Origin of the sequence: Bradyrhizobium sp. WSM1743, from assembly GCF_000473065.1 — a bacterium.
Classification (GTDB): domain Bacteria; phylum Pseudomonadota; class Alphaproteobacteria; order Rhizobiales; family Xanthobacteraceae; genus Bradyrhizobium.
The window spans coordinates 55,181-75,808 of the sequence record NZ_AXAZ01000017.1 but is presented as its reverse complement, the minus strand read 5'-3'; the positions used below and the strand labels follow the sequence as shown (position 1 = coordinate 75,808).

Annotated in this window: 22 protein-coding genes and 1 tRNA gene; 18 read left to right on the top strand and 5 right to left on the bottom strand. The window is 64.8% G+C overall.

Annotated features, from left to right (window positions below; genetic code table 11):
- Window positions 1–93: 93 nt before the first annotated feature.
- The 10 genes from YU9_RS0114010 to YU9_RS0113965 all read left to right on the top strand — a co-directional run bounded on the left by YU9_RS0114010 (window position 94) and on the right by YU9_RS0113965 (window position 10,188).
- Complete coding sequence (locus YU9_RS0114010; protein ID WP_027573407.1) at window positions 94–909, top strand: sugar phosphate isomerase/epimerase; 816 nt, start codon at window positions 94–96, stop codon at window positions 907–909.
- Between the two features lie 30 nt (window positions 910–939).
- Complete coding sequence (locus YU9_RS0114005; RefSeq protein WP_027573406.1) at window positions 940–2,577, top strand: ABC transporter substrate-binding protein; 1,638 nt, start codon at window positions 940–942, stop codon at window positions 2,575–2,577.
- A 1-nt stretch (window position 2,578) separates the two neighbouring features.
- Window positions 2,579–3,562, top strand: coding sequence for an ABC transporter ATP-binding protein (locus tag YU9_RS0114000; protein ID WP_027573405.1), 984 nt, complete (start codon window positions 2,579–2,581; stop codon window positions 3,560–3,562).
- Entirely contained in the window at window positions 3,559–4,545 is a 987-nt protein-coding gene (locus tag YU9_RS0113995; protein ID WP_027573404.1) for an ABC transporter ATP-binding protein, read from the top strand. The genes YU9_RS0114000 and YU9_RS0113995 overlap by 4 nt, the downstream gene beginning before the upstream one ends.
- Window positions 4,545–5,474 carry an ABC transporter permease gene (locus tag YU9_RS0113990; protein ID WP_027573403.1) on the top strand — a complete coding sequence of 310 codons (930 nt, stop codon included), beginning with the start codon at window positions 4,545–4,547 and terminating at the stop codon, window positions 5,472–5,474. The genes YU9_RS0113995 and YU9_RS0113990 overlap by 1 nt, the downstream gene beginning before the upstream one ends.
- Window positions 5,471–6,331 carry an ABC transporter permease gene (locus tag YU9_RS0113985; RefSeq protein ID WP_027573402.1) on the top strand — a complete coding sequence of 287 codons (861 nt, stop codon included), beginning with the start codon at window positions 5,471–5,473 and terminating at the stop codon, window positions 6,329–6,331. The genes YU9_RS0113990 and YU9_RS0113985 overlap by 4 nt, the downstream gene beginning before the upstream one ends.
- 272 nt (window positions 6,332–6,603) lie before the next feature.
- Entirely contained in the window at window positions 6,604–8,454 is a 1,851-nt protein-coding gene (gene ilvD / locus YU9_RS0113980; protein ID WP_027573401.1) for a dihydroxy-acid dehydratase, read from the top strand.
- 398 nt (window positions 8,455–8,852) lie between these two features.
- Window positions 8,853–9,170 carry a hypothetical protein gene (locus YU9_RS0113975; RefSeq protein WP_027573400.1) on the top strand — a complete coding sequence of 106 codons (318 nt, stop codon included), beginning with the start codon at window positions 8,853–8,855 and terminating at the stop codon, window positions 9,168–9,170.
- 334 nt (window positions 9,171–9,504) lie between these two features.
- The gene (locus YU9_RS0113970; protein WP_036017268.1) at window positions 9,505–9,828 is read left to right on the top strand and encodes a hypothetical protein; all 324 of its coding nucleotides are present in this window, start codon (window positions 9,505–9,507) and stop codon (window positions 9,826–9,828) included.
- 270 nt (window positions 9,829–10,098) lie between these two features.
- Window positions 10,099–10,188 (top strand) — tRNA-Ser (locus tag YU9_RS0113965).
- 154 nt (window positions 10,189–10,342) lie between these two features.
- On the opposite strand, the gene YU9_RS51050 is transcribed toward YU9_RS0113965, so the two are convergent.
- On the bottom strand, window positions 10,343–10,549 hold the full coding sequence (locus tag YU9_RS51050) for a hypothetical protein (protein WP_027573398.1): 207 nt from the start codon (window positions 10,547–10,549) through the stop codon (window positions 10,343–10,345).
- A 357-nt stretch (window positions 10,550–10,906) separates the two neighbouring features.
- Here YU9_RS51050 and YU9_RS0113950 point away from each other — a divergent pair, with 357 nt between their 5' ends.
- The 4 genes from YU9_RS0113950 (at window position 10,907) to YU9_RS0113935 (ending at window position 14,502) form a co-directional block, all read left to right on the top strand.
- Window positions 10,907–11,203 carry a hypothetical protein gene (locus YU9_RS0113950; protein ID WP_027573397.1) on the top strand — a complete coding sequence of 99 codons (297 nt, stop codon included), beginning with the start codon at window positions 10,907–10,909 and terminating at the stop codon, window positions 11,201–11,203.
- 157 nt (window positions 11,204–11,360) lie between these two features.
- Window positions 11,361–13,394 carry a VTT domain-containing protein gene (locus YU9_RS0113945; protein ID WP_027573396.1) on the top strand — a complete coding sequence of 678 codons (2,034 nt, stop codon included), beginning with the start codon at window positions 11,361–11,363 and terminating at the stop codon, window positions 13,392–13,394.
- On the top strand, window positions 13,394–14,101 hold the full coding sequence (locus YU9_RS0113940; RefSeq protein ID WP_027573395.1) for an endonuclease/exonuclease/phosphatase family protein: 708 nt from the start codon (window positions 13,394–13,396) through the stop codon (window positions 14,099–14,101). The genes YU9_RS0113945 and YU9_RS0113940 overlap by 1 nt, the downstream gene beginning before the upstream one ends.
- A 209-nt stretch (window positions 14,102–14,310) precedes the next feature.
- Window positions 14,311–14,502 carry a hypothetical protein gene (locus YU9_RS0113935; protein ID WP_027573394.1) on the top strand — a complete coding sequence of 64 codons (192 nt, stop codon included), beginning with the start codon at window positions 14,311–14,313 and terminating at the stop codon, window positions 14,500–14,502.
- A 55-nt stretch (window positions 14,503–14,557) separates the two neighbouring features.
- On the opposite strand, the gene YU9_RS0113930 is transcribed toward YU9_RS0113935, so the two are convergent.
- Window positions 14,558–14,770, bottom strand: coding sequence for a hypothetical protein (locus YU9_RS0113930; protein WP_027573393.1), 213 nt, complete (start codon window positions 14,768–14,770; stop codon window positions 14,558–14,560).
- Window positions 14,771–15,017: 247 nt separating this feature from the next.
- Here YU9_RS0113930 and YU9_RS0113925 point away from each other — a divergent pair, with 247 nt between their 5' ends.
- Window positions 15,018–15,338, top strand: a complete 321-nt coding sequence (locus YU9_RS0113925) for a DUF1476 domain-containing protein (protein WP_036017277.1) — start codon at window positions 15,018–15,020, stop codon at window positions 15,336–15,338.
- 16 nt (window positions 15,339–15,354) lie between these two features.
- Here the strand turns inward: YU9_RS0113925 and YU9_RS0113920 are convergent, their stop codons facing one another.
- Complete coding sequence (locus tag YU9_RS0113920; protein ID WP_027573391.1) at window positions 15,355–15,933, bottom strand: TIGR00645 family protein; 579 nt, start codon at window positions 15,931–15,933, stop codon at window positions 15,355–15,357.
- Window positions 15,934–16,068: 135 nt separating this feature from the next.
- Between YU9_RS0113920 and YU9_RS0113915 the strand changes: the two genes are divergently transcribed.
- Window positions 16,069–16,383: a hypothetical protein gene (locus YU9_RS0113915; protein WP_036017276.1), complete on the top strand. Its 315-nt coding sequence runs from the start codon at window positions 16,069–16,071 to the stop codon at window positions 16,381–16,383.
- A gap of 32 nt (window positions 16,384–16,415) precedes the next feature.
- Here the strand turns inward: YU9_RS0113915 and YU9_RS47645 are convergent, their stop codons facing one another.
- Complete coding sequence (locus tag YU9_RS47645) at window positions 16,416–16,559, bottom strand: hypothetical protein (protein ID WP_156951867.1); 144 nt, start codon at window positions 16,557–16,559, stop codon at window positions 16,416–16,418.
- Window positions 16,560–17,334: 775 nt separating this feature from the next.
- Here YU9_RS47645 and YU9_RS0113895 point away from each other — a divergent pair.
- Window positions 17,335–18,261, top strand: a complete 927-nt coding sequence (locus YU9_RS0113895) for a septal ring lytic transglycosylase RlpA family protein (RefSeq protein WP_051380387.1) — start codon at window positions 17,335–17,337, stop codon at window positions 18,259–18,261.
- Here YU9_RS0113895 and YU9_RS0113890 read toward each other — a convergent pair.
- A complete protein-coding gene (locus tag YU9_RS0113890; protein WP_027573388.1) occupies window positions 18,255–19,211 on the bottom strand; it encodes an alpha/beta fold hydrolase in 957 nt (318 codons plus the stop codon). The genes YU9_RS0113895 and YU9_RS0113890 overlap by 7 nt on opposite strands.
- A gap of 154 nt (window positions 19,212–19,365) precedes the next feature.
- Between YU9_RS0113890 and YU9_RS0113885 the strand changes: the two genes are divergently transcribed.
- Window positions 19,366–20,628: a D-alanyl-D-alanine carboxypeptidase family protein gene (locus tag YU9_RS0113885; RefSeq protein WP_027573387.1), complete on the top strand. Its 1,263-nt coding sequence runs from the start codon at window positions 19,366–19,368 to the stop codon at window positions 20,626–20,628.

Here is a 20,628-nt window from a genome sequence, read left to right as displayed (position 1 = left end):
CTCATCGGCACCTCGCAACCTGCATTTCACGGGCCTGTCATTGAACTGGTCTAGCGCTGCTCCCCGTCATCGCTGACGGCAAAGGAGCACGCCATGTCGAAGCCGGTACTGGGCGCCGCATTGTCCATCAAATCGATTCCCGCGCATCGCGACTGGCTTCTCGAGCGGCAGCGCGACCTGGAAATCCAGGACTTCTTCCGCGCCGATCTGCTCGATAGCGACTGGCGCGCGACCGCCGGCGAGATCAAGCAGATGCTCGCCGGTCACACCGGCCGGCTCGGCATCCACGGCCCGTTCTGGGGCTTCAAGATCGACAGCCATGATCCCATGATCCGCCAGGCGGTGACCAAGCGCCTGCTACAGGGATTGGACGCCGCCGAGTTCCTCGGCGCGACGCAGATGGTGATCCATTCGCCGTTCACGACCTGGGATCACAACAATCTCGATCTCTATCCCGATAACCGCGGCAATCTGGTCGAGCGCGTCAAGGCAACGCTCGCCGAGGTGATCGCACGCGCCGAGACGATCGGCTGCGAGATGGTCATCGAGAACATCGAGGACAAGGACCCGCGCGACCGCGTGCGCCTCGCCAAGGCGCTCGAAAGCAGCAAGGTCCGCGTCTCGCTCGACACCGGCCACGCCAATTACGCCCACATCTCCACCGGCGCGCCGCCGGTGGACTATTACATCGAGACCGCCGGCGACATGCTGACGCATGTGCACCTGCAGGACACCGACGGCTTTGCCGACCGGCACTGGGCGCCGGGGGAAGGCAATATCCCGTGGGTCGCCGTGTTCCGCGCGCTGGGACGGCTGACGTCGAACCCGCGGCTGATCCTCGAACTGCGCAACCACGACGACGTCCGCACCGGCGCAGCCCATCTCGCCGCGCTCGGTCTCGCCGAATAACCGACATCACAAAGGGCAGGGGTCACCATCATGAGCAAGCTCACCCGTCGCACCATCCTGAAGTCCGGCGGCGTGGCCGCAAGCACATTGCTGCTGCCGCGCTTTGCGATCGCGCAGGGCGACAACCGTCCGTCGGTGACCATCGCCGTGCAAAAAGTGACGAATGCGAACGTGCTCGACGTGCTGCGCGAGCAGTCCAACGTCGGCGAGCGCGTGTTCTTCTCCTCGATCTGGGAAGGCCTGATCTCCAAGAACTGGCGCGGCAATCTGGAAGCCGTGCCCGGCCTTGCCACCGAATGGCGCCGCATCGACGATCAGACCGTCGAGATAAAGCTGCGCCAGGGCGTTAAATTCCACAACGGCGACGAGCTCACTTCCGAAGACGTTGTCTTCACCTTCAGCCGCGAGCGCATGTTCGGCGACACCGAAGCCAAGAACCGCTCCACCATCAAGGCCTTCGAGAAGATTCCGACGCCGCGCCCGGGCAAGGAGCTGCCGCCGGACGTCCCGGCCGTCGCCCGCCGTATCTGGCCGGACCTGGTGCGCGTCGATGCCGTCGACAAGTACACGGTGCGCTTCTACAACGCGACGCCCGACGTCACGATCGAGGGCCGGCTGTCGCGCTACGGCTCCGACATCATGAACCGCCGCGCCTGGGAAGACGCCGCTAGCTATCTCGATTGGGCGCGCAAGCCCGTCACCACCGGTCCGTACAAGGTCGTCGAGCTCAAGCCCGACGTCTCGCTGGCGCTGGAAGCCCACGACGAATATTGGGGCGGCCGTCCGCCGCTCAAGCGCATCCGCTTCCTCGAAGTGCCAGAGGTCGCGAGCCGCATCAACGGCCTCTTGTCGGGCGAATACCAGTTCGCCTGCGACATCCCGCCGGACCAGATCGCCGGCATCGAGAAGAACGCCGCGTTCGAGGTGCAGGGCGGCACCATCCTCAATCACCGCCTGACCGTGTTCGACAAGAACCACGCCGTGCTCGCCAATCCGCTTGTCAGGCGCGCCTTCACCCATGCGATCGACCGCCAGGCCATCGTCGACAGCCTGTGGGCCGGCCGCACCCGCGTGCCGAAGGGCCTGCAGTGGGAGTTCTACGGCGACATGTTCAATGCCGACTGGAACGTGCCGGCCTATGATCCCAAGCTCGCGCAGGATCTGCTGAAGCAGGCGGGTTACAAGGGCGATCCGATCCCCTATCGCCTGCTCAACAACTACTACACCAACCAGGTCGCGACCGCGCAGATCCTGGTCGAGATGTGGAAGTCGGTCGGCCTCAACGTGCAGATCGAGACCAAGGAGAACTGGTCGCAGATCATGGAGCGTGCGCCGACGCGTGCGGTGCGCGACTGGTCGAACTCGGCCGCGTTCAACGATCCCGTGTCCTCGCTGGTCGCCCAGCACGGGCCGAACGGCCAGCAGCAGCAGATCGGCGAATGGACCAATGTCGAACTGAACAAGCTCTCGGAGTTCCTGGAAACCTCGACCGATCGCGCCGCGCGCAGGAAGGCATTCCACCGCATGCTCGAGATCGCCGAGCGCGAAGATCCCGCCTACACGGTGCTGCACCAGAACGCGACCTTCACGGCCAAGCCGAAATCGATCAAGTGGAAGGCGGCGCCCGCCTTCGCGATGGATTTCCGCGCCGGCAATTTCGAGGCCTGACGTGGCGCCGCTGGTCAGCATCGCAGGCCTGAGCGTTGCCTTCAGCGGCGTGCCTGTGCTGCGTGGTGTCGATCTTGCTCTCGGCAAGGGCGAGGCCGTCGGCCTCGTCGGCGAGTCCGGCTCCGGCAAGTCGGTGACGTGGCTTGCCGCGCTGGGCCTGTTGCCGAGGCATGCGCAGGTCACAGGCTCGGTGCGGCTCGACGGGCGCGAGCTGCTGGGCGCGCCGGCCGGCGAGCTGGACCGCGTCAGGGGCGGGCGCATCGCCATGATCTTCCAGGACCCGGCGAGCGCCCTCAACCCGGTGCTGACCATCCGCAAGCAGCTCTGCGAAGCACTGGCGCTGCATCGCGATCTCTCCGGCAACGCCGTGAAGGCGGAGGCGCGGCGGCTGCTCGATCTCGTCGGCATTCCCGATGCGGCGCGGCGGTTAGAGGCCTATCCGCACGAATTCTCCGGCGGCCAGATCCAGCGCATCATGATCGCGATGGCGCTGGCCGGAAATCCCGATCTCTTGATCGCGGACGAGCCGACCACGGCGCTTGACGCCACCATTCAGGCCCAGATCCTGGAGCTGCTCTCCACGGTCCGCCGCGAGCTGGGCATGGCGATGGTGCTGATCAGCCACGACCTCGGGGTCGTCGCGGAGAATTGCGACCGCGTCGCGGTGATGTATGCCGGCCGCATCGTCGAAGAGGCGCCGAGCAACCAGCTGTTCGCCGATCCCGTGCATCCCTATGCGCAGGGGTTGATCGGTGCCCTGCCGCCGCTCGACGGACCGCGGCGGCGCCTCACGGCTATTCCCGGCACCGTGCCCGATCCCGCGCACATGCCTGATGGCTGCGCCTTCGCGCCGCGTTGCGCGCTGGCGGCCGAGCCGTGCGGCTTGGCCGTGCCGAGCCTGGCGCCGATCGCGAACGACCGGACCGTTGCCTGCATCCGTGCCGAAGCCTCGCGCCGCGCGCTGCTCGGAATCGCTGCCGAATGAGCGCACCGCTCGTCGAAGTGTCCGCGATCTCGCGCACCTATTCGATGCGCTCCGGAATGTTCGGCCGAGCTGCGGCCGTGCATGCTGTCGACGGCGTGTCGCTGACGATCGCCAGAGGCCAAACGCTGGGCCTCGTCGGCGAGTCCGGCTCGGGCAAATCCACGACCGGCCGGATCGTGCTCGGCCTCGAGCCGCCCGATAGCGGCGAGGTGCGGTTCGACGGCAAGCCGATGGCTGCGCCCGGAACGGCCGCGTGGCGTGCGCAACGGGCACGCATGCAGATGATCTTCCAGGACCCGCTGGGGGCGCTCGACCGGCGCCTGCCGGTCGCAACGCAGATCCGCGAGCCCCTCGACATTCACGGCGTCGGCACGCCCTCGATGCGCGAAGATCGCGTCCGCGAATTGTTGCGCGCAGTCGAGCTCACGCCGGCGCATGGCGCGCGCTATCCGGGCGCGCTGTCCGGCGGGCAGCGCCAGCGCATCGTGCTGGCGCGGGCGCTGGCCACCAAGCCGGATTTCCTGGTCTGCGACGAGCCGGTCAGCGCGCTCGACGTCTCGATCCAGGCGCAGGTGGTGAACCTGCTCGCCGACCTCCAGGCACAGCTTGGGCTCACGCTGCTGTTCATCAGCCACGACCTGCGCGTCGTCAGGCAGATCAGCAATGTGGTTGCCGTGATGTATCTCGGCCGCATCGTCGAGATCGGCAGCGCCGACGATCTATTTGCGCGTCCCGAGCACCCCTACACCCAGGCGCTGGTCTCCGCGTCGCCCGCACCGGGCCGCCGCAGCGCCAGCCGCATCGTGCTGTCAGGCGATCCGCCGAATCCGGCCGCGCGCCCCCAAGGCTGCGCCTTCCATCCGCGCTGCCCGCGCGCCATCGCGCGCTGTGCAAGCGAGGTGCCGGCGCTCGAAGCCGTCGCTAGCGACAGGCAGGTCGCCTGCCATCTCGTCAGCGGCGCCGCGACACGGGACGCAGCCTGATGGGACGCTATTTCGCCATTCGGATCGGACGCGCGGCGCTGACGATCGTCCTCGTCGTCACGTTCGCCTTCGTCGTGCTTCGCCTCTCAGGCGATCCCGCGCTGATGATTCTGGGACCGGAGGCGCCGCCGGAGGTGCTCGCGGCGTTTCGCAAGGCCTGGGGCCTCGATGATCCCATCTGGTTTCAGTATCTCGACTATTTCGGCGCCATCGCCAAGGGCGAGCTCGGCCGCTCCATGCGCGACGGCCGTCCCGCGATCGAGCTCGTGCTGGAGCGGATTCCGGCCACGCTGGCGCTGACCTTGCCGGCCTTCGCCTTCAAGGTCGCGCTCGGCATTCCCGCCGGTATTTACGCCGCGCTGCATCGCGGGTCGGGAATCGACCGCGCCGTGATGACGACGGCGGTGGCTGGTTTCACAGTCCCGAGCTTCGTGCTCGCGCTGGTGCTGGTGCTCGTCTTTGCCGTGCAGCTCGGCTGGCTGCCGTCGGGCGGGCAGGACAGTTGGCGCCACGCTATCTTGCCAATTGCGACCCTTAGTCTCGGCGGCGCAGCGGTGCTGGCGCGCTTCACCCGCAGCGCGATGCTGGAGGTGCTGGGCCAGCCCTACATCCGCACCGCCTCGGCCAAGGGCGTGCCGTGGCGCAAGGTGGTGACGTCGCACGCGCTGCCGAACGCGGCGATCCCGACCATCACCATTCTCGGCTTCATGGTGGGCACGCTGATCGCGGGCGCAGTGGTGGTCGAGAGTGTATTTGCCTGGCCGGGAGTAGGGCGCCTGCTCGTCGTCGCCGTTGCCAACCGCGACCTCGCCGTCGTGCAATGCATCCTGCTGCTGGTGGCGATGACCATGGTGACGTCCAACCTGATCGTCGACTTCCTCTACGGCTTCCTCGATCCGCGCCTGCGCACCAAAGGGGCGCACGCATGACCGACGCGACGCTGAAGGACAACCTTATCCGCCGCCGCATCAGCCTGCCGGCGATCCCGGTCTCGGTCGCGCTCGCGATCAGCTGGATCGTCGCGATGCTGCTGATCGCGGCCTTTGCGGAAAAGATCGCGCCTTACGGCTTCACCCAGCTCGATCTGCGCAACCGGTTGGCGGCGCCCGGCAATGCCGCGCACTGGCTCGGCACCGACGAGCTCGGCAGGGACGTGCTGTCGCGGCTGCTCGTCTCGATCCGCATCTCGCTGCTGATCGCCTTCGGCGCCACCGCGATATCGGCGATCGTCGGCACCACGCTCGGCTTCCTCGCGGCGCATTTCCGCGGGGTAGTCGAGCAGCTCGTGCTGATGCTGTCCGACTTCCAGGCCAGCATGCCCTTCCTGATCATGGAGCTGGCGGTGCTCGCCTTCTTCGGCAACTCGCTGCCGCTCTTGATCGGCCTGATGGGCCTGTTCGGCTGGGAGCGCTACGCCCGCATCGCGCGCGGACTTGCGATTTCCGCCAATGCGCAAGGCTATGCCGCCGCCGTCCGCCAGTTAGGGGCGAGGCCATCGCGGATCTACCTCCGGCACATCCTGCCCAACATCGCCTCGACCCTGATCGTCTCGACCACGCTGGTCTTCCCCGAGGTGATCCTGATGGAATCCGGCCTGTCCTTTCTCGGCCTTGGCGTGCAGCCGCCGATGACCAGCCTCGGCAACATGGTCGGATACGGCCGGGAATACCTGACCCGGGCGCCCTGGATCATGCTGGCGCCGGCCACCACCATCGTCGTCACCACGCTGGCGGTCTCCGTGATCGGCGACTGGCTGCGCGACCGGCTCGATCCGACGCTGCAGTAGGGCTCAGGCCTCGTGTCCCGGACGCGCGAAGCGCGAGCCGGGACCCATGTCGCCGCAACTTCTGGACCCCGGTTCTGCAGCGCAGCGTTTGAGCGCTGCGCTGCGCTGCGCCCCCGGGGAAGTCCGAGAGAGCCCGCGCCGGGAGCAGGGGAGCCCTGTCCGGCCCAAGTTCCCGTTGCACCCGCCGGGTCCGTGCGCTATCCGGCCGGAAAGGCCTGAGGCGGCTTCCATTTTTCCGCCCGGCCCAAGCCAACCCGAGGACGGAAACCGCCATGCCAGCCTATCGATCCCGCACCACCACCCACGGTCGCAACATGGCGGGCGCCCGCGGCCTCTGGCGCGCGACGGGCATGAAGGATGCCGATTTCGGCAAGCCAATCATCGCAGTCGTCAACTCCTTCACCCAGTTCGTACCCGGTCACGTGCACCTGAAGGACCTCGGCCAGCTCGTGGCGCGCGAGATCGAGCAGGCCGGTGGCGTCGCCAAGGAGTTCAACACCATCGCGGTCGATGATGGCATCGCCATGGGCCATGACGGCATGCTCTACAGCCTGCCGTCGCGCGAATTGATCGCCGACAGCGTCGAGTACATGGCCAACGCGCACTGCGCCGACGGCCTCGTCTGCATCTCCAACTGCGACAAGATCACGCCCGGCATGCTGATGGCGGCGCTGCGGCTCAACATTCCCGCGGTGTTCGTCTCGGGCGGGCCGATGGAGGCGGGCAAGGTCAAGCTCGAGGGCAAGACCAAGGCCGTCGACCTGATCGACGCCATGGTCGCCGCCGCCGATTCCAAGGTCAGTGACGACGACGTCAAGGTGATCGAGCGCTCGGCGTGCCCGACCTGCGGCTCCTGCTCGGGCATGTTCACCGCCAATTCCATGAACTGCCTCACCGAGGCGCTGGGTCTCGCGCTGCCCGGCAACGGCTCGGTGGTCGCAACCCATGCCGACCGCAAGCGCCTGTTCGTGGAGGCCGGCCACACCATCGTCGATCTCGTGCGCCGTTATTACGAGCAGGACGACGCATCCGTGCTGCCGCGCAACATCGCGAACTTCAAGGCGTTCGAGAACGCCATGACGCTGGACATCGCGATGGGCGGCTCGACCAACACCGTGCTGCATCTGCTCGCCGCAGCTCATGAAGGGCAGGTCGAGTTCACCATGCGCGACATCGACCGGCTTTCCCGTCGTGTGCCCGTGCTCTGCAAGGTCGCGCCATCAGTCGCCGACGTTCACGTCGAGGACGTGCACCGCGCCGGCGGCATCATGGGCATTCTCGGCGAGCTCGACCGCGCCGGGCTGATCGACACCTCGGTCTCGACCGTGCACGCGCCGACCATGAACGAGGCGCTGGAGCGCTGGGACATCAAGCGCACCAAGAGCGAGACGGTCCGCACCTTCTATCGCGCTTCGCCCGGTGGCATCCCGACCCAGGTCGCCTTCAGCCAGGAGCGCCGCTACGACGAGCTCGATGCCGACCGCGAGAAGGGCGTCGTGCGCGATCTCGCACACGCCTTCAGCAAAGACGGCGGCCTCGCCGTGCTCTACGGCAATCTCGCGCAGGACGGCTGCATCGTGAAGACCGCCGGCGTCGACGCCTCGATCCTGAAATTCTCCGGCCCCACGCGCGTGTTCGAAAGCCAGGACGCCGCGGTCGAAGGCATTCTGGGCGGCAAGGTCGTGGCCGGCGAAGTCGTGGTGGTGCGCTATGAAGGCCCGCGCGGCGGCCCCGGCATGCAGGAGATGCTGTATCCGACCAGCTATCTGAAATCGATGGGCCTCGGCAAAGCCTGCGCGCTCGTCACCGACGGCCGTTTCTCGGGTGGCTCCTCCGGCCTGTCGATCGGCCATCTGTCGCCGGAAGCTGCCGAGGGCGGCACCATCGGTCTCGTGCGCGATGGCGACCGCATCGCCATCGACATCCCGAACCGCACCATTAGCCTTGAAGTCTCCGACGAGGAGCTCGCCAAGCGACGCGCCGCCGAGGAGGCGAAGGGCGATGCCGCCTGGCAGCCGCAGAGCCGCAAGCGCAACGTCTCGACCGCGCTTCAGGCTTACGCCGCGCTCACCACCAGCGCGGCGCGCGGCGCGGTGCGCGAGGTGAAGCGGCGCCCGAGATAGGCGCCTGATCGGCACGTCACAGGCTGGATCGACGGTCTTCGAAAACGACTCGCGGCGCCACGCGAGCGCGCAGATGTGCCGTTGCAATATACACGGAGCCGGAACGGAGATTCGGAAAGAACGGCCCCCGCTTCCCGGGGCGTGGGCTGTTGGGGGTGGGAGCGGGAGCCGTTTGCGAAGTGGGCACCCGACGTGCGGGCTCGCCCGCCAGGCACGGTCAACTTAGTGCATTTGTCCACACCTCGCCATTTAATTTTTATTAATTCACATTTTATTTGTGATTTAATCATGCCATCCTAAGAAAAATCGACGAAATCCATTTTTCCGAATCCGGCCGAGGCGGTCGCCGTGTCGAGATCCGTCCGCAACGGTCCGGATTGCCAATAGCGGAGTTAGCCATGAGTCATTCTCCATCACTCGTGCCGCAAATTGCGACAGACCGGGACGTCTATCTCGTGCTCGATGACTTCGGCCGCCGGCTGGGCCGGGCCTGGTGTGAGACGGCCGAGGAGGACGCCAATCGCGCGACCCTGCTCAGAGATCTCGCCGAAGGGCAATATCTCCATCCCGCACGTATCGTGGCCTTCAATACCGCGGAGGGATGGTCGCGGGATGCCACCGCCGAAATCGCTGACGAGCTGCGCCGCAGCTTTGTCGAGCTCGAGGAGACCGATCCCTCGCTGCTGGAGTTCCTGGAAAGAGCCGCGAGGCGTTGAAGCTCGACCATCGAAGGCATGTCAACGCTCCGACTTGCGCTCGAGCGAGTACCGCGGCGATGTCCGATCGCCGGGACAGCGATCACGCTCTCGCTTGTCGTGCGGACTTCGCTGTGAACGCCATCTCGCGTTAATGCGCGTGGTCAACGAGTTCTTACCGCTCCGCTGCGATCGGCCGTTCGCATTAAGGATGCCCCGACGAAGTTCGGCAAAGCAAGGTTTTGCGGCGTATACTCCCGCGACCTTCGCAAATCAATTTCGGGCAACTGGGGCACCACCGCAAATGTCTCGTACTCTCGCCGTTGTTTTTTCCACTGCCGTCGCCGCAATTTCCATGACGGGCGCAGCCTCCGCCGGCTGCTACAATTGCTATACGCCGCCGCCGTGCACGACCTGCTATCAGCAGCAATATGTGCCGCCGCAATACCGCACCGTCGACGAGACCGTGATGGTCTCGCCCGGCGCCGTGGTCGCGCACCGTACGCCGGCGCAGTATCGCACCGTGATGGTGCCGCAGACCGTGATGGTCGCGCCCCCGGGCGTCCAGTACGAGCGCATCCCGCCGCAATACGCCACACGCCAACGCGTCGAGATGGTCTCGCCTGGCTATTCCTATTACGCCCCGGTGCAGATGGGCTGCGCGTCCTGCGGCTACTGAGCTGACGGAAGAGACTGGCCTCAAGCGGCGCTCCTTGCGGGGCGCCGTTTGTTTTTGGCGAGGCGCAAAACGAGGCCCGGGTATGGAGACCAATCCAGCCGGGCCTCGCAACCTGCGACGCCCTGGGAGATGTCGCCGGTGTCGGGATTGCCGAGGGGCCAGACTAGAGGAACAGGCTGACGCCCGCCTGACAAAGACGCTGGAGGGTAGGGCGCCAACTTCGCGTTGCCTTACGCGGTCGACTACGTTAAGCGACACCGTCCCGGGACTGGAAGGGTGGCCGAGTGGTTTAAGGCACCGGTCTTGAAAACCGGCGTGCCCGCAAGGGTACCGTGGGTTCGAATCCCACCCCTTCCGCCATAGATCGGCTAACAGCTTGGCTCCGCAGGGTAGTCACGAAGCTTTACGAGGCAAGAAGTCCCGGAAGACCGTTTGAACCAGGCCGCCCTCGCAGGATTGCATGGCCACCGCGCATGCCCGTAGCCTTGCTGGAGCTGCTCCGGTCAACATCAGTTTAGTCGATTGATTTCTCGAGTTTCTGGGCTGCCCGGAAGTCCTCCATATGCTGCAGGTTCGGCCCGTACGCGGCCTCCTTGGTGAGCAGGTGGTAGATTCGCGCCACTACGGTTTGGAGATGTTTCATTCGTCCGCGGGGCATCGCCCGGGCCTTGCAAAGGGCGCGGACCGCATGCGCTCGGAAGTAATCAAAAGCGTCCGACATCGGGACTTAACGTCTGGTCCAAAGATTGGTTCTTACCCGCGATTTCCGGAAACGCCGGTACAAATTGAGCGCATCAGGAACGCTGTCGAACTAGAAAACTTAGCCCGGCAGGCAGCCTCACAGCGGGCTATGCATGTTCTTCTTTTTCTCGAACCGGCTGGGATGTCTCGGCTCGCTGCTGATCTCCGGCTTGGTCACTGTCGCACTTCTACTCCTGTTCGGGATTATTCGATTCTGAGCGCCCCGCGCGTGGTCCAAATCGATCCTCCAAACCATTGAGAAACACGTCTCGAAGCTTTCAGGAACTTGGCCCCAGCTCGCCCGTTGTTCGCACTCTCGACCACACGGAGAGCATCCTTGGAAAGCACGATCATCGGAGAATTCGACACGCGCCGCGGTGCCGAGCTCGCGGTTGAGCATGTCGTGCAGGAATGCGGCGTGCCGCGAGGCGATGTGTTCGTTCAGGCCGCCGGCGGCGCCAACACGGCGGGGACACAGCCGGCCGGTGCCGACGTCAAGGCTGCGCCCGCGCCGCAGGGACGGCAGAAGCTGGAAGGTCCGATCGAGGTCTCCGTGGATTTTCACGGCGATGCGCCTGAGAAGATCGCAGATGCCTTGAGGAGCGCCGGTGCAACGACTGTGCGTACCAAGTAACGGCATTCGCACCCACTGAACCGCACCCCTGAAGATCTGGAACTCCTTGAGCGTCCGGCGCGTTTTAGACGCAAACGCGAATTGCGAGGTCCACCTGCTTCAGAGTTCATCGACCCTGATGCCCGGCGACACCGTCTGGCGGCGGTGTGAAGCGCGTGTGGCGGTTCTGAACGATGCTGCCGCTTATTTCGCGGCTCTACGCCAAGCGCTGCTGGAGGCGCAAGATCTCGTCTACATCATCGGATGGGACATCCATAGTGAAACCAGGCTGGTCGGCGCTTCCGGACGCGCGGATGACGGCTTGCCGGAACAACTCGGCGCATTCCTGCGCGCGCTCGTTCATCGCCGTCCCACCTTGCGGATCGACATTCTCGTCTGGGACTTCGTCTCGTTTTACGCCTCCGAAAGGGAATGGAACTCCGCGGCGAAATTTACCGCCGACACATGTGGCCGCGTCCGGTTTCATCTGGATGCCACGCTTCCGTTTGGGTCGGCCCAACACCAGAAGATCGTCTGTGTCGACGGTTCACTGGCGTTCGTCGGCGGGCTCGATCTGACGATCAGGCGCTGGGACACGAGTGAGCATCGCGCTGTTCACGAATTGCGCTGCGACCCCGAGGGTAAGCCATACCCGCCCTTTCATGACGTTCAATGCATGGTCGACGGGGAGGTTGCGGCGTCGCTATTCGACATTGCTGAACAGCGCTGGCGTGCAGCAGGTCAAAAGGCCAACGACCGGCGCGCACCGAAGAGCAGTCGGTGGCCGGCGAATGTACCGATCGAGACTGAGCATATGCCGGTGGGTATCGCCAGGACCGAGGTCGTCTGTCCTGCAGGCGCGAGCATCAACGAGGTCGAACGCTCGTTGATTGCAGCGATCCGGTCCGCGATGAGCTTCATCTACATCGAGAACCAGTTCACCAGCGCCATCAAGATCGCGCGTGAATTGGCGGAGCAGATGCTCCGCGTGCCGTCGCTTCGGGTCCTGGTCGTCGCTCCCAAGCTGCACTCCTCGTGGCTGGAATCCCAAGCCATGCAAAACGGCCGCGGCGCCTTCATCGACTGCTTCAGTGCGGCTGGAGTCGCCGATCGTATCCGCTTCGTCTATCCGGTCTCGCGCAGTGGGGACATGGAAGCTGCCGTGATGGTGCACAGCAAGCTCATGATCGTGGATAACAGGATCTTGAGGATCGGATCGGCCAACCTGAACAATCGGTCGATGGGTGCCGACAGCGAATGTGACCTGATTCTTGAAGCCGCAACCGAGGAGCATCGGGATTTCATCGCGTCGGTCCGCCACCGCCTGATCGCCCATTTCTGCGGTCTCGACGAACAGATCATAGGGCAAAACGAGGATTGTCTTTTCGCGCTGCTGGACGACGCGGCGACGGCTGATGGGACGAAGACGCTGCGGGACGTGGAGTCCTCGATCCTGACCAGCACTCTGGCCACATTGGTTCAGCCTGTGGCGGATCCTGAGCGGCCTCTTCATCTGGAACGGGCGGCATCGCGCATGTGGCGCACGAAGACTATCATTGGCATTGCGTCGATAGCGGTGGGGCTTTTCGGACTGGGAATGGCCTGGACCTACACGTCCTTGACCGATTTTGCCGACGCCGCGCATATCTCGGCGCTACTGTCTGCCTACTCGCAGTCCATCTGGGGTCCACTGTTCGCGATCGCCGCTTTTGTCGTCGGCGGGCTGGTCGTGTTTCCAGTTCTCGTGCTCATTGCGGCTACTGCTGCCGCACTCGGGCCATGGCTGGGCTTCATCACCGCAATGGCTGGCGTCTTGCTCAGCGCCTTCGTGCTTTTTGTGATCGGACGGTCACTGGGCCGAGAACGCCTCCAGAAGTTGCTCGGCCGACGTGCAGGGCGCATCCAGGAGCGTGTCGTAGGCAAGGGCATTCTGGCTGTCGTCGTCATCCGGATGATTCCCGTGGCACCATTCTCGTTGGTGAATGTCGTGGCCGGGGCGAGCACGCTGCCGCTTCGCGACTTCCTGGTCGGAACTCTGCTGGGCATGATGCCCGGGATTCTCGCCATGGCCGTTCTGGGCGCTCAGATCGCGGATCTGGCCAGGAATGCCTCCTGGAGCAACATATCGCTGTTGGCCCTGGCGTTTCTGGGTTGGCTCGGGATCTGCGCGGGCGCACAATTTGTCGCGACGTGGCTCGCCGGGAGGCGCTGATGGCGCCGATGCGCTTCATGACGTGGAATGTGCACGGCACGTTCAATCTCAATCCGACGTTCGATCTGGAGGGTGTTTGCTCCATCATTCGCAAGTGGTCGCCGGATGTCGTCGCGCTTCAGGAGGTGGATTCGCGATCGCGGTCGGACGATCCGTTCGCGAAGCTGGCGAGTGTCGTCGGCGATCACCGCGTTCACGCCAAGTCGATCGTCGCTGAGGATGGCGACTACGGTCAGATGCTCCTGAGCTGCTTTGCGTTCGCCGGTGCGCCCGAGATCATCGACGTGTCGTATCGCGAGCGTGAGCCACGCCGAGCGATTGCCACGGATCTGCTGACGCCGGCGGGCGACGTGCGCGTGGTGGCCACTCATCTCGGCCTGAGTATCCACGAGCGCTATGCGCAAGCTCAGGCCCTGGCGAGTCTGGTGAAGCCTGGAAGGACCGTCGTCCTCGGCGATTTCAACGACTGGTTCTGGGTGAAGTCGGTGCGGCGCGTGCTCGCGCAGGTCTGTCCAAACCGTACGCGGCTGCGAACCTTCCCGGCGCGTTTACCGCTTCTGCGGCTCGACAGGATCTATGCAACGCCGGACAGCCGGTTTGAAAATGTTTGGACCGATCGAGAGGCAAGGGCCTATTCAGACCATTTGCCTGTGATTACAGACATCGAGATTGCGATGACGTCTGCTGACGAAAGAGGATCTTCGTGAGACCGATCAGCTTCCTTGATGGTTTTCCGAAGACAGCAGTGCGGCTGTTTCGCCCGGCGCGGCAACCGAGTTTTGCGCGGATGGAAAAAGCGTTGTCGCAACGGAACTTAGCTACTGTGCATGGGGTTGTTTCGCGGGTTTTTGTGTCAGCGCTTGGGCCCTCGGCTCACCCAAGCGGAACTTTTCCCTCGCCGTGACGTTCATTCGGCATGACTGAAGACCTTTCCTTCCGACGCAAACCTCTGACCCCCGAACAGCGCCACGCGCGCGATGCGGCACGCCGGATCGAGGCGGAGAAGGCCATGCGCGATCATGAGGCAGCGCAGAAGGCGTTTTACGCCAACAAGGAACGGCTGAAGGCCGAGCGGCTGGCGCGTGAAGCGGCGGCGGCGAAGGACTGAGCGAACGCGCACGTCGCCCAATCTCTGAACTGCTTCTCCCGGCGGAGTTCCGCCGCTAGTGCGGCTTTTTGCTCAAGGCCAGCTTGAGCGCGTGGACGGCTTCTGCAAACACGCCACGGGGCGGTTGTGCCTCGATCGCTTCGGCCGCGATGCGACAGTCGTCGGCGACCTTCAGCAGCCCGCTTCGTGCGAGGTCCAGGGTGGAGAGGGCGGCCTGCTCCAGGCAGACCCGTTCAAGCCGTCGAAACTCCCGCAGCTCTCTGTTCATGCGTCAGCTCTCGATGTCTCCGCGCCATGCGGCGCTGAGTCTGCTTAAGGAATGGTAAACATCCCAAGCTTAGCCGAATTGACTGGCGCGGGGCTGGCGCCTCCCGTGCAGCCGCCCTGGGGCACATCGGCAGGCTTGACGGCGTTCGGCTTCCGGGAGGAAGCTTCAAATGATCCTAAACTGACGTGAACCACGGAGACGTTCGCTCCCAGCAGGTCCTCATCAGCGAAACCAGATGGAGCTGACCATGACCACGTTCGACAAGCGCGAGCAGGGCTTTGAGGCCAAATTCGCCCATGACGAGGAATTCATGTTCAAGGCCACCGCGCGGTCCAACAAGCTGCTCGGGCTGTGGGCCGCAGGCCAGCTCGGGCTCAGTGGCGATGCCGCGGCAAGCTACGCAACCGCGCTGGTGACGGATCATCTGGAGAGCCAGACGATCGGCGATGTCGTCGGCAAGGTGTCAGGCGATCTCGCAGGCAAGGGCGTCGCCCGTGAGCAGGTCGCGCTGAAGCTTCAGGAGTGTCTGCACCAGGCGCTGGCGCAGCTCGAAGCCGACAGGCGATGACGCCGGCCGCAGCGCTTCATTCGGCGTGCCTGCGCATACCCGAATCGCTGAGCCTGTCGACATAGGCGATGCCGAGCGCCGAGACGATGAAGGTGATGTGGATCAGCACCTGCCACATCACGCCGGTCTCGGTGAAGCCGGCGCGGTCGGAGCCGAGATTGCCCGCCTCGATGAAGGTGCGCAGCAGCGCGATCGAGGAGATGCCGATGATGGCCATGGCGAGCTTGATCTTCAGCACGCTCGCATTGACGTGGCCGAGCCATTCCGGCTCGTCGGGATGGCCCTGGAGGTCGAGCCGTGAAACGAACGTCTCGTAGCCGCCGACGATCACCATCACCAGCAGATTGGAGATCATCACGACGTCGATCAGCGCCAGCACGCTCATCATGATCTGCTGCTCGGTGAGGTCGAGGGCGTGCCAGGAGAGGTGCCAGAGCTCCTTGAGGAACAGCGCGATGTAGACGCATTGCGCCACGATCAGCCCGAGATAGAGCGGTAGCTGCAGCCAGCGCGAGCCGAAGATGATCATCGGCAGCAGGCCGAGCTGCGGCGAAGGCGGGTGGGGGCCAGTCCTGGTCTCAGGCTCAACCGACATTCAGACAGCACCCTCGCTTCGAGACGATCCCGCCGTCATGTACCCCGACAAGATGGCCGGCGGAAGACGCGACGCGCTTGCCGCTGTCCACGGGCAGTGCTGTTTCGTGCTACCGTGCCGATCGGCCGTCGCGCGATGGCGACGAACGGGAGGTGGGGCGTGTCTCGGAGCGGCTTTGGTAAGTGGTCCGGTGCAATCGCATGCGCGGGGGCCATGCTGGTGGGTGCAGGCGGCGCCGAGGTTTCGGCGACACCGCTGACGCCGTTTCGCTACGAGGCGCAGGCGCAGCGTCATTGCCCACACGACAGGGTGGTCTGGCTCGATTTCAGGAAAGGCGTCTACTACCGCAAGGGCCAGAAGCGCTACGGCGAGGGCTTCGACGGCAGCTTCGTCTGCCTGAACGAGGCCCGCGACAGCTTCTATCGCCGTTCGCTGTTGGGTCTGCGCTGAGCGGCGCGTATCCCGGCTCGCGGATGCGCCGGCTATTTCTGCGCCGGCAGCTTGACCGGCACGTGCGGGGAGGTGCTGATGACCCGGGGACTTCCATCCGGATAGGTGCGGTCGCCGCGGATAAGGGATTCCAGGACCAGGAAGAATTTCTCGGCAAGCATTTGCGTCACCCTCATTGGTGATGGCCTCTTGCAATTAGTCGAGGCGCCGAACACAGAAATTCGATCAACTGAATGGGAGCGGGAGAATTTGCGCTTGTTGCGCCGCGGTGGAGCTGTGCTGGAGAAGGGAAGTGGGGCTCAGGCAAACGCCAGGGCCACGAGACTCGAGCAGAGCAGCACCAAGCCGCCCGCGGTCAATGCCAGGAAGCCATCGGATACGAGGTCATGGTTACGCATGGGACACCTGCCGCTCTCGTCTTCGATGCTCGATCGGACCGATCAAAATTGTCCGAACGCGCCGCCTTGAAAGAGGTGATGCTTGCCGCCCGCGCGAGTGCCTTTAGGCCCTCGTGCGGTAACCTTCAAACGCATGGGCCAGGAAGATCCCCGCGCTTACCAGACCCATCAGTGCCGAAACCGTCTCGATCATCGTTAAATTCCAAATCCCGCCCTTGCATCCGAGAGAACGCGTGCAGCCTTGCACAGTCAAAAGAATTTCGGTGAGCGGCGTGACAATGGGGGTGGGGTGAGGATTTGGCGCAACAGAATGTCCAGCCTTGGCACAGAGCTGGGCGCCCAGGATCCGTAGATCAACGGGGAGAAGCGAACCTCGCGTTTACCATCCCGGCGTGATCGCCGTGGGCTCCCCATTTCCGCCGTGTTCGGGTTGCGTTATCGTTACCACTTCCGACGCGGTGGTGGGCCGTCTCGGACAGCAGAGGACCGGACAGCGCGCGCCCGTGACCAACGCGGGGTGGGTACGCTTCCGGCAAAGTGGTATTTGGGGCGCATGGGGATCCGACGGTCAGATTCGGTTTTGCGGGCCGCGCGCGGTGTTGCGGCGGTCGCGACTTGCGTTGTGCTCGCCAATTGCGCCTCCTCGAACAAGTTCGCCAGCCGCGTCGATCCGAAGTACGGCGTGTCCTCGAGCCCCCGGGTGGTGGCCTGGGGCGATCCGGTCCCGAAGGGCGGCGGCACCTACCGTGTCGGCAAGCCCTATGTCGTGGCGGGTAAGACCTACGTGCCGGAGGAGGACGTCAATTACCGCGCCGAGGGCATGGCGTCCTGGTACGGCGATGATTTCCACGGCCGCCTGACCGCCAATGGCGAAGTGTTCGACATGACCTCGCTGACCGCGGCGCATCCAACCCTGCCGATGCCGTCCTACGCGCGGGTCACCAACATCTCGAACGGCAAGTCGCTGATCGTGCGCGTCAATGACCGCGGGCCCTATCACGGCAACCGCCTCATCGACGTCTCGAACAAGGCCGCCGAACTCCTTGAATTCAAAGGCAATGGCGTCGCCAAGGTCCGGGTCGAATATGTCGGCCGGGCGCCGCTCGAAGGCTCCGACGACCGGCAGCTTCTGGCGACCCTGCGCACCGGCGTTCCGGCGCCATCGCCCTCGATGGTCCGGGTCGCCTCGGCCAAGCCGTTCGTGCCGGAGCTGCCGTCCTCGACCCGCGGCGCCATTCGCGGCGAGGTCCCGATGCCGGAGGGGCGGCCCTACAATCTCGGCAACAGTTCGGCCGATATGGCCTCGCTCAACGCGACCTCGGAAATGTCGGCCTCGAGCCGCAGTCGGGGCCGGGCACTCCAGAACGCGCGCGCCGTGTCCTATGACGAGGACGGCCGCTACGCGACCGAGAGCGCTCCCTCGTCGGCCGATGGCGCCGCCGAGGCCCGCAGCATCCTGAGCGGCCGCGGCCTCTACTGAGCCGCGCTCGCCGTCAGGAATTTCACCAGCGCCGCATTCACCTCGTCGGGCCGCTCCTGCTGCACCCAATGGCCGGCGCCATCGAGAATCAGCTTGCCCTTGAGATTGGGCAGCACCCGCTCGAGCTCGTTGACGCGCTTGGCCCCGATCAGGCCGGTGATCACTGCGTCCTTTGAGCCTGCGATGAAGAGGGAAGATTGGTGAATCTGCGCGTCCTGCCAGGGCGCGGTCAGCTCCCAATTGCGGTCGATGTTGCGGTACCAGTTCAGCCCGCCGCGAAAGCCGGACTTGCGGAAGCTTTCGGTGAAATAGGCCAGATCAGCCTGGCTCAGCCAGCCGGGCAGCGGCTCCTCGGCGCCCGCATGGCCGAGAAAGCCCTTGCCCTCCTGCACGAACATGGCCGCGGTGGGATCGGCGAGGCCCCGCCCGCCGAGGACGATGCGCATGGTGCGGGCAACGTCTCGCTCGAGCTCAGCCTCGGCGACGCCGGGCGTCTGAAAGTACTGCCAGTAGAAATTGGTGACGCCGCCCTGGCGCAGCAGGTCGAGCGGCCTGCCGCGGCCGCGAAATGGCGGCGGGACGCTCAGGCCCGCGACTGCGGTGAAGATGTCGGGGCGGAACAGCGCCGCGTGCCAGGCGACCGGAGCGCCCCAGTCGTGGCCGACCACCATCGCCTTGGTTTCGCCCAGCGCCTGGACGAGGCCGACGACGTCGCCGACCGTGTCGAAGATCGAGTAGGCGTTCACGTCGGGCGGCGCCGCGCTCTGGCCGTAGCCGCGCATGTCGGGGGCGACGACGTGAAACCCGGCCCGGGCGAGCGCGGGGATCTGGTGGCGCCAGGAGTAGGACAGTTCCGGCCAGCCATGGCACAGCACCACCAGCGGACCCTGGCCGGCTTCGCGGACGAACAGCTCGACCCCATTGGCCTTGATCATGCGGGTTGCGGACATTCGCTTTTCTGCCTTGTTTCAGGGGTTTGGTCGAGGAACATGAGATGCCACGATAGGGGCGCGAGGAGAATCGTGCAATCTCAGGGACAAGCGTCGAACCGCGTGTTGTTCGCATCTGTTCCAACTGTTAGAAGGCCTCTCTCAGGGCTTCGCCATGGCATTTCGTCTTCCTTTGCTTCGTCGCAACTGGCTCCGCGCCGGCGCGCTGGCGCGCGGGCTGATCGCAACGGTTTTGGTGGCCGGCATCGGCTGGGGCGGGGCGCTCTATGCCGCCAACCAGAGCGTCCAGGGCGCCAAGAAAGCAGAAGATGCCGGCTTCGATGGCGATGCCCCGACCGCGATCCTGATCGAAGCCTCCTCAGGCAGTGTGCTGTTCGAGAAGAACGCCGATGAGTTGCGCGCGCCCTCCAGCATGATGAAGCTGATGACGGCAGAGGTCGTCTTCAACGCCATCAAGAAGGGCGACATCAGGCTGACCGACGAGTACCGGATCAGCGAGAATGCCTGGCGCAGGGGCGGGGCGCCCTCGGGCGGCTCGACCATGTTCGCCGCCATCAACAGCAAGGTCTCGGTCGACGATCTCCTCCACGGCGCGATCATCCAGAGCGGCAATGACGCCTGCATCGCACTTGCCGAAGCCATGGCGGGCAATGAACGGATCTTTGCGGCCGATTTCATGACCAAGCGCGCGCGAGAGCTCGGCCTCACCAGATCGACCTTCGCCAATTCCAACGGCTTGCCCGACCCCGGCAACAAGATGACGGTGCGCGAGCTCGGCATCCTCGCCCGGCATATCATTCTCGACTTCTCCGAATTCTACAAACTGTTCGGCGAGAAGGAGTTCACCTGGAACAAGATCCGCCAGCCCAACCGCAATCCGCTGCTCAATTCGATGGAAGGCGCTGACGGTCTGAAGACCGGCTACACCAAGGAAGGCGGCTATGGCATGGTGGGCTCGGCCGTGCAGAACGGCACGCGGCTGATCGTCGTCGTCAACGGTCTCGAGGATCCCGATGACCGCGCCACCGAAGCCAAGAAGATGCTCGAATGGGGTTTTCGCAATTTCGAGACCCGCACGCTGATCGCGGCCGAGCAGCCTGTCGGCTACGCCAAGGTGTTCGGCGGCGAGAGCCGGTCGGTCAAGCTCGTTGCCAAGACGCCGGTGAAGGTGATGGTGCACAAGAATGGCAGCGACAAGCTGATTGCGCGCATCGTCTATAGCGGCCCGGTGCGCGCACCGGTCGAGGCCGGCCAGCAGGTCGGCGTGGTCAAGGTCTGGCGCAGCGGCAACATTGCGGTCGAGACGCCGGTCTATGCCGCCGAGGCGGTCGGCACCGGCTCGACCATGCGCCGCGCGATCGATGGCGCCAGCGAGCTCGTGATCGGCATGTTCCGCGCGGGCGCCGAGAAGCTCTGA

What these genes read in the sequence shown, in the direction of transcription:
- YU9_RS0114010 (WP_027573407.1), top strand. Translation starts at nt 94, where the DNA reads ATGTCGAAGCCGGTACTGGGCGCCGCATTGTCCATCAAATCGATTCCC.
- YU9_RS0114005 (WP_027573406.1), top strand. Translation starts at nt 940, where the DNA reads ATGAGCAAGCTCACCCGTCGCACCATCCTGAAGTCCGGCGGCGTGGCC.
- YU9_RS0113995 (WP_027573404.1), top strand. Translation starts at nt 3,559, where the DNA reads ATGAGCGCACCGCTCGTCGAAGTGTCCGCGATCTCGCGCACCTATTCG.
- YU9_RS0113990 (WP_027573403.1), top strand. Translation starts at nt 4,545, where the DNA reads ATGGGACGCTATTTCGCCATTCGGATCGGACGCGCGGCGCTGACGATC.
- YU9_RS0113985 (WP_027573402.1), top strand. Translation starts at nt 5,471, where the DNA reads ATGACCGACGCGACGCTGAAGGACAACCTTATCCGCCGCCGCATCAGC.
- ilvD (WP_027573401.1), top strand. Translation starts at nt 6,604, where the DNA reads ATGCCAGCCTATCGATCCCGCACCACCACCCACGGTCGCAACATGGCG.
- YU9_RS0113975 (WP_027573400.1), top strand. Translation starts at nt 8,853, where the DNA reads ATGAGTCATTCTCCATCACTCGTGCCGCAAATTGCGACAGACCGGGAC.
- YU9_RS0113970 (WP_036017268.1), top strand. Translation starts at nt 9,505, where the DNA reads ATGACGGGCGCAGCCTCCGCCGGCTGCTACAATTGCTATACGCCGCCG.
- YU9_RS51050 (WP_027573398.1), bottom strand. Translation starts at nt 10,549, where the DNA reads ATGTCGGACGCTTTTGATTACTTCCGAGCGCATGCGGTCCGCGCCCTT.
- YU9_RS0113940 (WP_027573395.1), top strand. Translation starts at nt 13,394, where the DNA reads ATGGCGCCGATGCGCTTCATGACGTGGAATGTGCACGGCACGTTCAAT.
- YU9_RS0113935 (WP_027573394.1), top strand. Translation starts at nt 14,311, where the DNA reads ATGACTGAAGACCTTTCCTTCCGACGCAAACCTCTGACCCCCGAACAG.
- YU9_RS0113930 (WP_027573393.1), bottom strand. Translation starts at nt 14,770, where the DNA reads ATGAACAGAGAGCTGCGGGAGTTTCGACGGCTTGAACGGGTCTGCCTG.
- YU9_RS0113925 (WP_036017277.1), top strand. Translation starts at nt 15,018, where the DNA reads ATGACCACGTTCGACAAGCGCGAGCAGGGCTTTGAGGCCAAATTCGCC.
- YU9_RS0113920 (WP_027573391.1), bottom strand. Translation starts at nt 15,933, where the DNA reads ATGTCGGTTGAGCCTGAGACCAGGACTGGCCCCCACCCGCCTTCGCCG.
- YU9_RS0113915 (WP_036017276.1), top strand. Translation starts at nt 16,069, where the DNA reads ATGGCGACGAACGGGAGGTGGGGCGTGTCTCGGAGCGGCTTTGGTAAG.
- YU9_RS47645 (WP_156951867.1), bottom strand. Translation starts at nt 16,559, where the DNA reads ATGAGGGTGACGCAAATGCTTGCCGAGAAATTCTTCCTGGTCCTGGAA.
- YU9_RS0113895 (WP_051380387.1), top strand. Translation starts at nt 17,335, where the DNA reads ATGGGGATCCGACGGTCAGATTCGGTTTTGCGGGCCGCGCGCGGTGTT.
- YU9_RS0113890 (WP_027573388.1), bottom strand. Translation starts at nt 19,211, where the DNA reads ATGTCCGCAACCCGCATGATCAAGGCCAATGGGGTCGAGCTGTTCGTC.
- YU9_RS0113885 (WP_027573387.1), top strand. Translation starts at nt 19,366, where the DNA reads ATGGCATTTCGTCTTCCTTTGCTTCGTCGCAACTGGCTCCGCGCCGGC.